Below are 14,704 nucleotides of genomic sequence, written 5' to 3'. Positions count from 1 at the left end.
CGGGTGCCGGCTAGGTGCGTGATGCGCTGGCAGCCAGGGGCGATACCCGGCCCTGCCCACGTGTTGCCAGCAGTACCAGGATGCCGCCCAGGAACAGGCTGGCCGCCAGCACATACAGGCCTGCGGTGGTGCTGCCGGTGGCGTCTTTGATGCTGCCGACCATGAAGGGGCTGACGAAGCCGGCCAGGTTGCCGACCGAGTTGATCAGGGCGATGCCGGCTGCGGCGGCGGTACCGCGCAGCATGCTGGTCGGCAAGGTCCAGAACAGCGGCAAGCCCGTGAGAATGCCCATGGTGGCCAGGCTCAGCGCGGCCATGGCCCAGGTGACATCGCCACCAAACAGGCCACTCAGCACCAGGCCCACGCCGCCCACGAAGCCGGCCCCGGCGGTGTGGAAGCGGCGCTCACCGCTGCGGTCGGAGCTGCGGCTGGCCAGCACCATGGCGACGGCGGCCAGTCCGTAGGGGATCATGGTCAGCAGGCCGACATTCAGCACGTCTTTGACGCCCGCGGTCTTGATCAGCTGTGGCAGCCAGAAGCTGATGCCGTAGAGCCCCATGATGAAGCAGAAATAGATGCTGGCCATCAGCCAGACCCGGCCATTGCTGAAGACTTGCTTCAGGCTGTGGTCGGCGCGCGAGCCTTCGTCGCGGCTGATGTTGGCGATCAGCAGCTGCTTTTCGGCATCGGTCAGCCAGGTGGCCTTGGCGATCGAGTCGTCGAGGTAGAAGAACACACAGATGCCGACGAGGATCGAAGGAATGCCTTCGAGCAGGAACAGCCATTGCCAGCCAGCCCAGCCGTGCACACCGGCGAAGGCCTGCATGATCCAGCCCGACAGTGGCCCGCCGATGACGCCAGACAAAGCAATCGCCGTCATGAACAGCGCGACGACACGGGCGCGCCGGGCCGACGGGAACCAGTAGGTCAGGTACAGGATGATGCCGGGAAAGAAGCCGGCTTCGGCAACACCGAGGAAAAAGCGCAGCACGTAGAAAGTCGTTGGCGTTGACACGAACATCATGGCCGAGGAGATGACGCCCCAGGTCACCATGATGCGGGCGATCCAGACCCGTGCGCCGGTGCGGTGCAGGATCATGTTGCTCGGCACTTCGAACAAAAAGTAGCCGATGAAGAAGATGCCGGCGCCCAGGCCGTAGACGGTTTCGCTGAACTTCAGGTCGGCCAGCATCTGCAGCTTGGCGAAGCCGACGTTGACCCGGTCGAGGTAGGCGACGACGTAGCAAAGAAACAGAAAGGGAATGAGTCGCCAGGTGACTTTGCTGTACGCGGCTTTTTCCAGCGCGGCGCTGGAGGGGGATGGACTGGGCATTTTTTGTCTCCAATAGATGGTGCACGCAGTCTAGAGAGGGACGCGCTGGATGCCGAGTGACATCTCGTCAAGCAGGCCTCAACTCGCTGGAATAGCCTTGTGTGACAAGGACTTGCACGCTGTGGCCGCGGTGGGCCAGGTGAAAACCCCTAGGCGGCCGGAACGGCCGCTTAGCCTATGTCCGGCTCGGTTTGCCACACCACATCCAGCATGGCCAGCAGCGCCTGGAGGGTGGCGGAGTCTTCGCTGGAGCGCCGGTAGAGCAGGGACAAGGGGCAGGGCAGGCGCACGCCCTGCCAGGTGACGGCCTGGCCGCTTTGCACTACGGGAGCGGCGATCTGTTCGCGCATCAGGCCGAGTGCGACCCCGGTTTGCACCAGTTCCAGCATGGTGGCTTCCTGGTCGGCCTGCACCACGGTGCGGTAGGTCAGGCCGCGCTCGGCAAACATCTGGGCCACCAGGCCGTATTGCGAGCTGCCGACGGCTGTGGCGAGCCAGGGCATGGCGGCCAGCTCGTTCCAGCCGGCATGGCGCAGCCGTTCTTCCCAAGCCGCCGGCCCCACCACCACATAGTGCTCTAGCGACAGCTGCCGCACTGCGATGTCCGTGTCCTTCAGCGTCCCCAGGTAGAAGCAGGCGTCGACTTGGCCGTCGCGCAGCATCTGCAGTGCGCTGCCAGAGATGCCGTGCAGCAGTGTCACGTCCACATGGGGGTAGAACTGCAGCAAGGCGGTGAGCAGGGGGCCCAAGCGGATCGACTCTGGATCGATGATGGTGCCCAGCCTCAGTGCGCCCGAGACGGTGCCGCGCATCAATGCCGCCTGTGCACTGATGTCCTGCATGGCATCGAGGGTCTTGGTGGCCAGCGGTAGCAGGCGCCGGCCTTCTCCGGTGAGCACCATGCCGCTGGGCGTGCGGGCGAACAGCAAGACCCCCAGCTCATCTTCCAAGCCCTTGATTTGCTTGGAGAGGGCAGATTGGGTCAGGTGCAGCTGCTCGGACGCCCGCACCAGCTGGCCGCTGCGCGCCACGGCCAGAAATGCCCTCAGTTGGTTGAATTCCATTGCGGCATTGTCCCTGGTTCGGCGCCATGGGTTGAGAGTCTGTATGGATGATGTTTATTTACCCGGGTGAAATACGTTTGGTGTTATATCCGGGTAGAATTTGTTCATTCTGAATTTCACCCGGATAAAAATATGGCTTGGTTAGATACGCCGTGTACGGCATTTGAAGGCGGTCAATGCATCGCCAGTGGCGCGCTGAACGATGTTGCGCCGCGCGCCAAGGCGGCGGTTGATCTGGCGGCCAGCAGCACAGCGCCCTTGCCGGTGCTGGTGTTCAGCGATGCGAGCAGCGAAACCATAGAGCTGGACTGGCGTGGCACACCGGAAGTGTTCAGCAACAGGCTCGTACAGTTGGCTGCTGCGTTGGATGCGGTGGCGGTGCCGGATACCAGCGCCAGCGATGACTGGGCCGATACCGCGTCAACGGACGCCGAGGTGCCGCGCGGCCCCGGCCGGCCCAAGCTGGGGGTGGTGGCGCGAGAGGTCACCTTGCTGCCCCGCCATTGGGAGTGGCTGGCCGGTCAACCGGGTGGCGCCTCTGTGGCGCTGCGCAAGCTGGTCGAAGTCGCACGCCGGGACTCGGTGCAGAAGGACCGCGTACGACGCTGCAGTGCCGCCGGCTACAAGTTCATGGCCACCATGGCTGGGCATGAGCCGGCCTTTGAAGAGGCCAGCCGCGCGCTGTTTGCCGGCGACCGGGCCGGCTTTGAGGCGCGTATCGCCGGCTGGCCGATAGATGTGCAAACCCATCTGAAAAAAATCCTGGCAGACGCCTTCCAGGCATGAACCGTGAGAACCGTATGGACACAAGTACCGTGACTTCCCCATCTTCAGCCGCCGCTGCGGGCGCGCCACAGCCCAAGGTGTTGTGGAAGGTGTATCTGGCGTTCCTGGTGCCGATGATCGCCAGCAACTTCCTGCAGGCCTTGTCGGGCACCATCAACAACATCTACCTGGGCCAGATGCTGGGCGTGGGGGCGATGGCATCGGTCTCGGCCTTCTTCCCTGTGTTGTTTTTTCTGATCTCCTTCATGATCGGCCTAGGTGCCGGTGCTGCGGTGTTGATCGGCCAGGCCTGGGGAGCGAAGGAGCTGGACCGCGTCAAGGCGATTGCCGGCACCACCTTGATGGTGGGCCTGTGCGCCGGCCTGGTGGTGGCGGTATTTGGTGGCGCATTTACGCAGAGCATGCTACGCGCTTTGGGCACGCCGGACGACATCTTGCCCGGGGCGACGGCCTATGCGCAGGTGATGCTGTTGGCAGCGCCCGCGGTGTTCATCTTTTTGCTGGTGACATCCATGCTGCGCGGCGTGGGTGACACCACCACGCCGTTGAAAACGCTGCTGATTTCTACCGCGGTGGGTTTGGTGGTGACCCCGGCGTTGATCCGCGGCTGGGCCGGTTTGCCGCAAATGGGCGTGGCCAGCGGTGCGTATGCGGCGGGCGTCGGCTTTGTGGTGTCCATGGTCTGGACGGCCTGGTCGTTGCGGCGCAAAAACCATGTGATGGCGCCGAACGCGGCCTTTATGCCGTATCTGCGCATCGACCGGGCGATCCTGGCCAAGGTGCTGCGCATCGGCCTGCCGACAGCGCTGTCGATGATCACCATCTCGATAGCTGAAATCGCGGTGCTGTTCCTGGTGAATCGCTATGGTTCGCAGGCTACGGCGGCGTACGGCGCGGTGAACCAGATTGTTTCGTACGTGCAGTTCCCGGCGATTTCGATTGCGATTACCGCGTCGATTCTGGGCGCGCAGGCAATTGGCGCGGGGCGCGGCCATACCTTGGGGTTGATTGCCCGCACCGGCATCTGGATGAATCTGCTGCTGACCGGCTCGCTGGTGCTGCTGGGCTATGTGTTCTCGCGCAGCATTCTGGGCTTGTTCATTACCGATGCGGCGGTGGTCGATCTGGCGCAAACCCTGCTGCACATCATGCTGTGGAGCAGCGTGATCATGGGCATGTCTATGGTTTTGTCAGGTCTGATGCGCGCCAGCGGCGCCGTGCTGGTGCCCACGGTATTGACCATGCTGGCGATTGCCGGAGTGGAGATCCCGGTGGCCTGGGTGCTGAGCCATTACTACGGTTTGAACGGCATCTGGGCGGCCTATCCAATTGCATTTCTGGCCATGCTGGCGATGCAGACGACCTACTACCGTCTGGTGTGGCGCAAGAAGCCCGTGCAGCGCTTATAGGCAGATGGGCGGCCGCGGAAGCCAAAAACTTCACGAATCTCCTGAAAATTGAGGATGAATAACCCTGTATACCGCCTTGGTGTGCGCGCTAGCGCACAGAGGGCATTTCGATCAAGAGGATAATACGGGCTTCGATCCGGCTTCGCGCCGCATTCTATATGCCTTAAAGGCATCCCAACAAAGGTTCTATCGATGGCGAAAGCTGATTCCAAAACTGCCATGCTTGCTGACGGATTGCGTTACAAATCCAAGGCTTCTGGCTCGCCCTTTGCGGCTGCTGCATCATTTGGCGGCGCCACCATGTCGTGCTTCCTGTGCGGCAAGCATCGTACCCGTTCGCTGATGGGCACGCGCAAGGTATTGGGCAAATCCCAGGCGGTTTGCGCCCCATCGTGCCAAGCGATGGACGAAGCAGCAAGCTAAATTTCACCGTCTTCCTGCAAACTGGCCCTGCGGTTGTGGCCTAATTGCGGGTTGACCAATTTTCAATGGAGTAATTAAATGGCACAAGAACCCCGTACCGAAGCAGAGCGTCGCGCGACTCCCCGTCCTACGCCCCTGCCTGGTTACACCAACCCCGTGAGCCGCGGCCAAAAGCGCAGCCTGGAACGTGGCGTTGCAACTCGCAGCAAGAAGAACCCTGGCAAGCGTCCCCATAAAGGCGGTTAAGAGGCGGCTAAGCCCTCTCTTTTGCGAGCACTGCGCCGCGTAGGTTGCCTTCAACAGGCACCCTACGCGGCGTTGTCATTTGTGCAGTTCCAAATTCAAGCAGAATCGAGCCCATGGTCAAACACAAATCCGGCCCCAGTGAATGGGTAACCAAAATGCTGGCATTGATCCGTAGCGGCAATGCCACGGCGGCCATTGCCCAGATCAAGGCTGCGCCCAGCGCCAAAGATGTGGCCCAGCTGCGTGTGATGTTGCAGCTGCCCAACGCGCCCGCGCGCCATCCCAATGTGGATACCGCCCTTAACGAGCAGGTGGTGGCGCTGGCCAGCCCGCGCTTGCACCGCGCTCCATGAGCGAGCCACGTATCCGGGGTTTCCATGCCCACGTCTACTTCGATGCCACTACGCTGGAGCAGGCGCGCGCGTTGTGCGTGGATGCCGCCAGCCAATTCAAACTGGCCATGGGGCGGGTGCATCAACAGCCGGTAGGCCCGCACCCGGACTGGAGTTGCCAGCTGGCTTTCGGGCCGGCTGTGTTCACCGACCTGGTGCCATGGCTGGCCATGCACCGCCGCGGCCTGGTGGTGTTCATCCACCCGATCACCGGTAACGACTTGATCGACCACCGCGACTACGCGATGTGGATGGGTGCAGTGCGTCCGCTGAACTTGTCGGTGCTGTCGGGTGTCGACACCATCTACGAGCTTCCCGAAGATTGACGATGCAAACTTTATTGCGTGGTGTACAGGCCCTGACGGTCGTGTGTGTGGCAGGTGCGTTGGCGGCTTGTTCGCTGCCCATGAAAGCCATTCCGCAGCAGGAAGACTTCAGCTCCGCCGGCAAGTTTTCGCGCATGTTTGATGCGTCTGCTGCGCAAACCTGCGAGGCGGCCCGGCGTGCCTTGATGAGCCAGGGCTACGTGATTTCTACCGCGGACAAGGAGCTGATTCAAGGGCAGAAAAGCTTCCAACCGGAGAGCGAAACCCATGTGCAGGTCGGCATCCGCGTGGTCTGTGCCCCTGAGAGCAAGGACGGACGCGTCAGCCTGGGCTTTGTGACGGCGCTGCAAGACCGCTATGCGCTGAAAAAGTCGAATACCTCGGCCAGCCTGGGCGTGGGGGCGCTGGGCTCGGTATCTTTGCCGCTCAGCTCCAGCAGCGATGCCATGGTCAAGGTAGGGAGCGAAACCGTGGTGTCCGAGTCGTTCTACGACCGGTTTTTTGCCCTGGTTCAGCACTACCTGGTGCAAGACCTGGAAGACGTCGATACCGATGCCGTCCAGCCAGACAAGCCCAAACCAGCGCACTGAACCGGATTCAGGCCTGCTGGGCCAGTAGCCGCTGCGCCAGCGCGGTGAGCGCGGGGTTTGCGGGTGTACTGGGTGCTGTCGATTCCAGCTGGGCCTGCACCAGGCGCTGCAGCGTCTCGGTCTGCGGCGTGATGCTGCCAAAGAAGCGTACCTGCTGGTCTACCAGCACTAACAGCGTCGGGAAATTGTCTACCTCGATCGGGTCCACCAGATCGGCCTGGTCTTCGATATCGATCCACACAAATTCGGCGCCCGGAAAGCTGCGCCCCACCTGCTCAAACCGCTCCTGGTAGTCGCGGCAGCTGCCGCACCAATCGGCACACAGGCAGGCAACCCATAAACTGGGGCTGTTTACTATAGATTTAATAGCTTGTGGCATATGTTCTGATTGCGCTAGCGGGCTATTTTATGTGTGAAATTCATGTCTGTGTCGTGGGTTGGAATGCATGCGCGGTCGGGGGCAATACGTCGGCTGCAGTGGCTTCGAGCGACGCGCGCAGCCATCGTTGTACCGGGTCGTGCTGGTGCCGCAAATGCCAGAGCATGTACATCGGCAGGTTGGGGCAGGGCAGAGGTAGCGCGCAGCTGGCAAACCCCCGCAGCATGCCCTGGCCTAGCAAACCCGGCACGCTGGCCAGCCAGGGGCTGCCCTGCAGGAACGCGGCAATGCCAGCGAAGCCGGGCACGGTGGCGGCCATGCGGCGCTGTACGCCTTGTGCTTGCAGCCATTGGTCGATGTCAAGCATGCGCCGTGGTTGGTAGAGCACGCTGACGTGCTCGCTGGCCAGGTAGCCGGCCAGCGTATCGGGTGCTGCACGCATGCTGGCGTCATAGAACACACGGTACGGAGTTTCAAACAAGCGTTTTTGCACGATGTCGCTGGCATCCGGCGGGCGTGGAGACAGCACCAGTTGGCAGCTGCCGTCACGCAGCATTTCGGCGCTGGGCACGCCCGAGGGAATGGTGTGCAGCCGTACCCGAGGCGCTTGCAGGCGCAGCCGCCGCAGCAATGGTGGCAGCAGCAGGTCACGCTGCATGTCGTTGGCGGCGATGGTGAAGCAGACCTGCAGGGACGCCGGGTCAAATTGGTCTGGCGTGGCCAGGCGTTGCATGTCCTCCAGCAGCAGGCGCGCGGGCTGGGCCAGGGCTTCGGCACGCGCGGTAGGGACGATGCCGCGGCCCGATTTCACAAACAGCGGGTCGCCGGTGATGCTGCGCAGCTTGTCCAGTAAATGGCTGACAGCCGACTGCGTGACTCCCAGGCGTTGGGCGGCCCGGGTGATCGAGCCTTCCTCCAGCACTGCCAACAGCAGCTGCAACAATTGGCCATCCAGGTGGGAGTAATCGAATTTGCTCATGGGTTCGATCTGGATTATCTGGTTTATTCGGGTGGTGGTTCTGGGAATACTGGGTTTACCCACTTCACAGGAGATCACCATGGTCCACGCCGATATCCCCGGCACCACCTTGTTCGACGGCATCCAGGCCCGCAAAGGCTACGCCTTGAACAAGATGTGCTTTTCATTCAATAGCGCCGAAGCGCGCGCCGCATTCCTGTGCGACGAAGAGGCGTACATGCGCCAGTTTGGGCTGAACGCCGAGCAGGCCGAGGCGATTCGCCGGCGCAATGTGCTGGAACTGATCGCGGCGGGTGGCAATGCCTACTACCTGGCCAAGTTTGCAGGAATCTTCGGGCTGGATATGCAGGACATCGGTGCCCAGCAGACCGGTATGAGCAAAGACGCATTCAAGGCCCGCCTGCTGGCCGCAGGAGCGTAAACATGGCACATATCGTAGGCGCTATCACCACCTCCCATGTGCCCGCCATTGGCCGCGCGATTGCCAAGGATCTGCAGAATGATCCATACTGGAAGCCGTTTTTCGATGGTTTTCCGCCGGTGCGCCAATGGTTGAATGAGGTCAAACCCGACGTCGCAGTGGTTATCTACAACGACCACGGGCTGAATTTTTTCCTCGACAAGATGCCGACCTTTTCGGTGGGGGCTGCTGCTTCGTACCGCAATGCCGATGAGGGCTGGGGTCTGGCCGACATGGTGCCGTTCCAGGGCAACCAGGACCTGTCCTGGCATCTGATCAACAGCCTGGTTAACGACGAGTTCGACATTACGACCTGCCAGGAAATGCTGGTGGACCATGCTTTCTGCTTGCCGATGGCGCTGCTGTGGCCGGATGCCGGCGCCCAAGGCAGCTGGCCGGTCACCACGGTGCCGGTATGCCTGAACACGGTGCAGTTTCCACTGCCCACGGCGGCGCGCTGCTACAAGCTGGGCGAAGCGATTGGCCGGGCGGTAGCGTCCTGGGACAGCGATGCCCGGGTGGTCGTCATCGGCACCGGCGGCCTGAGCCACCAGCTGGATGGCCAGCGGGCCGGCTTCATCAACAAAGAATTTGACCTGCAGTTCATGCACAGCCTGGTCAGCGACCCGGCCTGGGCCACCCGCTTCAGCATCCATGGGCTGGTGGAGAAGGTGGGCACCCAGGGTATCGAGCTGCTGATGTGGCTGACCGCCCGGGCTGCCATGCCCGGCCCAGCCCGGCTGCTGCATTCGAACTACCACATCCCGATCTCCAATACCGCGGCCGGCCTGATGCTGATGGAGCCTGCTGCCTGAACCCTGGCGCGCATAAAAAAGCCCCCGCGGGTGCAACACCGGCGGGGGCCTCTTGTGGCGGCTGGCTTACAGCGTGTCGATAAAGCTGCGCAGCTTGTCGGAACGGCTGGGGTGCTTGAGCTTGCGCAGCGCCTTGGCTTCTATTTGGCGGATGCGCTCGCGGGTCACGTCGAACTGCTTGCCGACTTCTTCCAGCGTGTGGTCGGTGCTCATTTCGATACCGAAGCGCATGCGCAGCACCTTGGCTTCGCGCGGGGTCAGGCTGTCGAGGATGTCTTTCACCACATCGCGCAGGCCGGCCTGCATGGCGGCTTCGATAGGCGCGGTGTTGGCGCCGTCTTCGATGAAGTCGCCCAGGTGGCTGTCGTCATCGTCGCCAATCGGCGTTTCCATGGAGATCGGCTCTTTGGCGATCTTCATGATCTTGCGGATCTTGTCTTCCGGGATCTCCATTTTTTCGGCCAGGATGGATGCATCGGGCTCAAAGCCGAACTCTTGCAAGTGCTGGCGGCTGATGCGGTTCATCTTGTTGATGGTTTCGATCATGTGCACCGGAATCCGGATGGTGCGCGCCTGGTCGGCAATCGAACGCGTGATGGCCTGGCGAATCCACCAGGTGGCATAGGTCGAGAACTTGTAGCCGCGGCGGTATTCGAACTTGTCCACCGCCTTCATCAAGCCGATGTTGCCTTCCTGGATCAGATCCAGGAACTGCAGGCCGCGATTCGTGTACTTCTTGGCGATGGAGATCACCAGGCGCAAATTGGCCTCGATCATTTCCTTCTTGGCATCGCGCGACGAGGCTTCGCCTTCGTTCATGCGCTTGTTGATGCCCTTGAGTTCGTCCAGCGGCACCACCACGCGGGCTTGCAGATCGGTCAGTTTTTGCTGCAGATCCTGCACCGGTGGGATGTTGCGGCCCATGATCGCGCTCCAGGGCTTGTTAGCCGCGGTTTGCTTTTCGATCCACTTCAGGTCCAGCAGGTGCGATGGCACTTTGTTGCCCATCTTGTCGCGGCCGCTGAAGTCAGCGATGAAGTTTTCTTGCGGGTAGCCGCATTTGTCCACGATGATGCGGCGTAGCTCGCGCTCCTTCTTGCGCACGTCGTCCACCTGGCTGCGTAGCAGGTCGCAGAGCTTTTCAATGGTCTTGGCGGTGAAGCGGATGGTCATCAGCTCTTCGCTCAAAGCCGCCTGGGCCTTGACGTAGTGCGGCGTGCCGTAGCCTTCCTTATCGTAGATCTTGTGGACCTTCTCGAACAGCTCTCGCAGACGGTCGAATCGGGTCAGGGCTTCGTTCTTTAGTTCTTCGAGCTTCTTGGTCAGCGCTTTCGAGCCGCCCTTGCCATCGTCATCGTCAGCCGCGTCGAACTCGTCGAAGTCTTCTTCGGCCACGTAATCGTCGGCTTCGTTGGGGTTCGAGAAGCCGTCAACAATGGTCGAGATCACGACCTTGCCTTCGCGGATCTGCTCGCCCATGGCGAACACTTCGGCCAAGGTGGCGGGGCTGGCGCTGATGGCTTCCATCATGCGCATCAGGCCGCCTTCGATGCGCTTGGCGATTTCAATTTCGCCTTCGCGGGTCAGCAGCTCGACCGTGCCCATTTCACGCATGTACATGCGCACCGGGTCGGTGGTGCGGCCGAACTCGCTGTCCACGGTGGACAGCGCAGCTTCGGCTTCTTCTTCGGCTTCTTCTTCGGTCGCAGCCGTCGGTGCCGTGTTGTTCAGCAGCAGGGTTTCGGCGTCCGGCGTTTGCTCATACACCGCCACACCCATGTCGTTCAACATGTTGACCACGACTTCCAGCGTTTCCGCGTCGACCAGCTTGTCGGGCAAGTGGTCGGAGATTTCGCCGTGTGTCAGGTAGCCGCGGGTCTTGCCCAGCTTGATCAGCGCCTTCAGGCGCATGCGGCGCTTGGCCATGTCTTCTTCGGACAGGACGGTTTCGTCCAGGCCGAATTCCTTCATCAGCGCGCGCTCCTTGGCCTTGCTGATCTTCATGCGCAGTGGCTTGATCTTCTCGCCGGTGGGGCTGAGCTGGACCGGGGTTTCTTCAACCGGATCCTCCTCGATCTCGATCAGGTCGTCCAGGTTGATCTCGGTGGAGATCGAGCCTTTGGGTTTGGGGCCGCGCTTGGCGCCCGCGGGCTTGGCCTTCACCGGCGCCGCTGCGGCGGCAGCAGCGGCTGCTTTGGTGCTGGTTTTGGCGGCGGGCAGGGTCACGACCTTGGGCGGGCGGCCGGGTTTCTTCTTGGCATCATCGGCTGCAGATGCGACTTCTTTGACGGCGGGGGACTTCGATGCGGGCACTGATTTGACTTTCAAAGCGGGCTTGACCACGGCCTCGGGGGCGGCTTTCGCTGCTCCTTTGGCGCTGGTTTTGGCTGCGGGCTTAACGGGCTTCTCGGACTTTGGAGCGGGCATGGGCGAAGAACCTCAGGACAACAAAAAAACGAAATAAACCCGGGAGCCACAGGCTACCGGCGCGGGTGCGTAAACGTAAGAGAGAGAATTTCTTGTTGGCAAGATGGGAGGGCGATCATTTGCATGGTTGTTGGCATCCATGCAGGCAATCCTTGCGGTGGGGTGGCCGGTGCGCGCTATGGCGGCTGTTGGCCGTATCCGGAGGTGTTGCTGTCGCTCTTGCCGAGCAGTTAGCCTTAGATTATAGCTTGTTGGCTGAAATTCAAGGGCTTTTGGAGCGGTTGTGGCGTTAATTGGGCAGGTTGCAGCCGCCGGATGCCGGCAAGAGGTGTTTCACCGGATGCTGCGCTGCCCCGTTTGCTAGCTTTATAGCGCTACGGCAGAGGCGGGTGGCGTGGCCGAGGGGCTTGCCTTGTCATCGCTGGCCGCGGGTTCGGCGGGAGCTTTTTCGCCATCGACAGGAGCACCTTCCTTGGGTGGACCTTCGTCTTTCACCACATAAGACGCGTCGCGCACCCAGCGCTGCAGGTCTTTGCCGATGGCGACCGTGCAGCGCTCAATGATGGAGCAGGTACCTTTGAAGCCGCCCCAAAAGCCGCCAACAGACCAGCGGTTGATACGGGTTTTGCGCTGTGTGCCGTCTTTATCGGTCAAGGTTGCATAGACGGTGACAGCCTTTGGGCCGCTCCAGGCACCACCACCGACGCCCAGGATGTGCGAAATTTGAATCTTCAGCACGCTGGCATCGCCTGCCTCGGCGGCCGAGGCGACCGTGCCGGGGCCTGACCGGTTCAGTTTGGCCATGGCCGTGCCCACATGGCGGGTCAGTTTGTCTTCGATTTCGCATTGCTCGCGCACCGGCTGGACGACGCTGGCATCTGCGGTATAGGTCACAGGCAGTTCCAGCAGCACTTTATCGGCGGCGAAGGCCGTGCTGGTGATGGCCAGCAGCCCGGCGGTCAAGATGGTTTTCATGGTTCAGTGGAAATTAAAGAGCGTGCAGTGTACGGACTGCTAGGAGGTGCTGGTGCCCGCCGTGGCGGCCATGAGTTCTCGGCGCCGTGCGTTCAGCTCGCGGTAGCGCTGCAGCGCGGTGGGATCTGATTTAGCGGCTTCCAGGGCTTCGGTTTCCAGTTGCTTGAGGCGGTCTATCAGCATCAGATTCAGCAGGGCGCGCAGCTCTTGCAGGGCTTCGCGGGCGGGCGGTGCATCTGCGGCGTCGGGCGCGCCGGCGGCGACCGGGCTGGACATCAGCTTGAGGGCCAGGCTTTCGAAGGCCTGCGCCTGCAAACGGCCGCGCAGCGCCTCCCAGTCTTGCGGGCCGTGCTCGTGCTGCTGGCTTTCCAGCCAGACGAACAAGGGGCCGTGCGGCGCGGGCAGCTCGCAGAGCAGGGCGTGGTCTTCGTGGGTCAGGCTGTCCCAGCCGCTGCTGTTGGCCAGTAGCAATCGGGTAGCGTGGTCGGCCCGGCTGGCGGGCTGGCGCCGTCCTGCGCTGTCCGATCCGATTGGAGGTTCTTTAGGGCTGTAGCGCTTACCGGGTGTGTACGGGGTGCTATATTTTTTGGAGCTTTTGGCTTCAGAGCGCTGGCCTATGGCTTTACCGGCCCAGACGTCGGTCAGCTCGTTGCTGTTGAGCTGCACCAGGTCGGCGATTTCGCCCAGCAGTTGGCGCTTCAACGCGCCCTCGGGTAGCTGGCTCCACAGCGGCTTGGCGTTGCTGGCCAGGTGGGCCCGGCCCTCGGCGCTGTTCAGGTCGCAGCCTTCGCGCACCGATTCGATCAAAAACCGGCTGAGCGGCGTGGCTTCGGAGATGTAGCGGGCGAACGCGTCGCGGCCATAGGCGCGGATGTAGCTGTCCGGGTCGTGCTCGGCGGGCAGGAACAAGAACTTGCAGCTGCGCACATCGGTGGCCAGGGGCAGGGCGCCGTCCAGCGCCTTGCGGGCGGCGCGGCGGCCGGCGGCGTCGCCGTCAAAGCTGAAGACGACCGCATCGGTAAAGCGGAACAGCTTTTGCAGATGGTCGGCCGTGCAGGCCGTGCCCAGCGTGGCGACGGCGTTCGGGAAGCCCAACTGGGCCAGCGCCACCACGTCCATATAGCCTTCGGTGACCAGGGCGTAGCCGGCGTCTCGCAAGGCGTTGCGGGCTTCGAACAGGCCGTAGAGCTCGCGGCCCTTGCTGAACACCGGGGTTTCGGGTGAATTTAAATATTTGGGCTTGTCGTCGCCCAGCACCCGGCCGCCAAAGCCTATGCATTCGCCCTTGACGTTGCGGATCGGGAACATCACCCGGTCGCGGAAGCGGTCGTAGCGTTTTTCTGGATCGTCTTCGCTGGTGATGACCAGGCCACTTTCGGCCAGCAGTGGGTCGTCGTATCGCGGGAACACCCCTGCCAGGCTGCGCCAGCCCTCTGGCGCATAGCCCAGGTCGAATTGCTTGGCGATTTCTCCCGACAGGCCGCGGCCCTTGAAGTAGTCGATGGCGCGCGGCGAATCCCGCAGGTGCTTCTTGTAGGCGGTGCAAGCCTGTTCAAGCACATCGGTCAGGGTGGCTTGTTTCTGCTTTTGCTCGGCGGCGCGCGCGCGGTCTTGCGGCGAGGCATCGTCTTCGGGCACCTGCATGCCGAATTGCTGGGCCAGGTCGTTCACCGCCTCGATGAAGGTCATGCCCGCGTGGTCCATCAGAAAGCGCAGGGCGTCGCCGCTCTTGCCGCAGCCAAAGCAGTGGTAGAACTGCTTGGTCGGGCTGACCGAGAAGGACGGCGATTTCTCGGAATGGAACGGGCATAGGCCCATGAAGTTGGCGCCGCCTTTTTTCAGCTGCACGTAGCGGCCGACGATCTCGACCACGTCGGCGCGGGCAATCAGTTCCTGGATGAAGGTATGGGGGATAGTCACAGGGCCTATTGTCTCTGCTTGGGCGGGGGCGGCGGGAAATGCCGGGGCTATGGGGCGTAAATGCCTGTCTCTGGATTGTCACGCTCTATCGGATAATAGAAGCATGGACATGTACAACTTTTGCCTTGCGCCTGGGCTCCGCCAGCGGGCTTGCGCAGCCGTTGCATCCCTTACCGCCTG

At 62.1% G+C, this 14,704-nt stretch carries 15 protein-coding genes; 8 read left to right on the top strand and 7 right to left on the bottom strand.

Annotated features, from left to right (window positions below; genetic code table 11):
• Positions 1-10: 10 nt before the first annotated feature.
• Together BLT66_RS01645 and BLT66_RS01640 are read right to left on the bottom strand one after the other, a co-directional pair.
• Positions 11-1,333 carry an MFS transporter gene (locus BLT66_RS01645; RefSeq protein WP_092754972.1) on the bottom strand — a complete coding sequence of 441 codons (1,323 nt, stop codon included), beginning with the start codon at positions 1,331-1,333 and terminating at the stop codon, positions 11-13.
• A gap of 170 nt (positions 1,334-1,503) precedes the next feature.
• Positions 1,504-2,397, bottom strand: a complete 894-nt coding sequence (locus BLT66_RS01640) for a LysR family transcriptional regulator (RefSeq protein ID WP_092754970.1) — start codon at positions 2,395-2,397, stop codon at positions 1,504-1,506.
• A 132-nt stretch (positions 2,398-2,529) separates the two neighbouring features.
• Between BLT66_RS01640 and BLT66_RS01635 the strand changes: the two genes are divergently transcribed.
• From BLT66_RS01635 to BLT66_RS01610, 6 genes are all read left to right on the top strand, one after another.
• A complete protein-coding gene (locus BLT66_RS01635; RefSeq protein WP_092754968.1) occupies positions 2,530-3,183 on the top strand; it encodes a DUF2239 family protein in 654 nt (217 codons plus the stop codon).
• Positions 3,184-3,197: 14 nt separating this feature from the next.
• A complete protein-coding gene (locus BLT66_RS01630) occupies positions 3,198-4,592 on the top strand; it encodes an MATE family efflux transporter (protein ID WP_092754965.1) in 1,395 nt (464 codons plus the stop codon).
• A 192-nt stretch (positions 4,593-4,784) separates the two neighbouring features.
• A complete protein-coding gene (locus tag BLT66_RS01625; protein WP_092754962.1) occupies positions 4,785-5,015 on the top strand; it encodes a hypothetical protein in 231 nt (76 codons plus the stop codon).
• A gap of 359 nt (positions 5,016-5,374) precedes the next feature.
• Complete coding sequence (locus tag BLT66_RS01620) at positions 5,375-5,614, top strand: hypothetical protein (protein ID WP_092754959.1); 240 nt, start codon at positions 5,375-5,377, stop codon at positions 5,612-5,614.
• A complete protein-coding gene (locus BLT66_RS01615) occupies positions 5,611-5,979 on the top strand; it encodes a DOPA 4,5-dioxygenase family protein (RefSeq protein WP_092754956.1) in 369 nt (122 codons plus the stop codon). The genes BLT66_RS01620 and BLT66_RS01615 overlap by 4 nt, the downstream gene beginning before the upstream one ends.
• A 2-nt stretch (positions 5,980-5,981) precedes the next feature.
• Complete coding sequence (locus tag BLT66_RS01610) at positions 5,982-6,569, top strand: DUF2242 domain-containing protein (protein ID WP_176954942.1); 588 nt, start codon at positions 5,982-5,984, stop codon at positions 6,567-6,569.
• 7 nt (positions 6,570-6,576) lie between these two features.
• Here BLT66_RS01610 and BLT66_RS01605 read toward each other — a convergent pair whose 3' ends face one another.
• Both BLT66_RS01605 and BLT66_RS01600 read right to left on the bottom strand, forming a co-directional pair.
• Positions 6,577-6,948 carry a thioredoxin family protein gene (locus tag BLT66_RS01605; protein WP_092754953.1) on the bottom strand — a complete coding sequence of 124 codons (372 nt, stop codon included), beginning with the start codon at positions 6,946-6,948 and terminating at the stop codon, positions 6,577-6,579.
• Between the two features lie 40 nt (positions 6,949-6,988).
• On the bottom strand, positions 6,989-7,927 hold the full coding sequence (locus tag BLT66_RS01600) for a LysR family transcriptional regulator (protein WP_092754950.1): 939 nt from the start codon (positions 7,925-7,927) through the stop codon (positions 6,989-6,991).
• Positions 7,928-8,006: 79 nt separating this feature from the next.
• Here BLT66_RS01600 and BLT66_RS01595 point away from each other — a divergent pair, with 79 nt between their 5' ends.
• A complete protein-coding gene (locus tag BLT66_RS01595) occupies positions 8,007-8,348 on the top strand; it encodes a protocatechuate 4,5-dioxygenase subunit alpha (protein WP_092754947.1) in 342 nt (113 codons plus the stop codon).
• 2 nt (positions 8,349-8,350) lie between these two features.
• Positions 8,351-9,202 carry a class III extradiol dioxygenase family protein gene (locus BLT66_RS01590; protein ID WP_092754944.1) on the top strand — a complete coding sequence of 284 codons (852 nt, stop codon included), beginning with the start codon at positions 8,351-8,353 and terminating at the stop codon, positions 9,200-9,202.
• 66 nt (positions 9,203-9,268) lie between these two features.
• Here the strand turns inward: BLT66_RS01590 and rpoD are convergent, their stop codons facing one another.
• From rpoD to dnaG, 3 genes are all read right to left on the bottom strand, one after another.
• Positions 9,269-11,629: an RNA polymerase sigma factor RpoD gene (rpoD, locus tag BLT66_RS01585; protein ID WP_092754941.1), complete on the bottom strand. Its 2,361-nt coding sequence runs from the start codon at positions 11,627-11,629 to the stop codon at positions 9,269-9,271.
• 366 nt (positions 11,630-11,995) lie between these two features.
• The gene (locus BLT66_RS01580) at positions 11,996-12,604 is read right to left on the bottom strand and encodes a hypothetical protein (protein WP_092754937.1); all 609 of its coding nucleotides are present in this window, start codon (positions 12,602-12,604) and stop codon (positions 11,996-11,998) included.
• A gap of 39 nt (positions 12,605-12,643) precedes the next feature.
• Positions 12,644-14,524: a DNA primase gene (dnaG, locus tag BLT66_RS01575; protein ID WP_092754934.1), complete on the bottom strand. Its 1,881-nt coding sequence runs from the start codon at positions 14,522-14,524 to the stop codon at positions 12,644-12,646.
• Between the last annotated feature and the right edge of the window lie 180 nt (positions 14,525-14,704).

This window comes from Rhodoferax sp. OV413, from assembly GCF_900104385.1.
Lineage (GTDB): Bacteria > Pseudomonadota > Gammaproteobacteria > Burkholderiales > Burkholderiaceae_C > Rhodoferax_B.
This window is presented reverse-complemented; position numbering and strand designations above follow the sequence as displayed.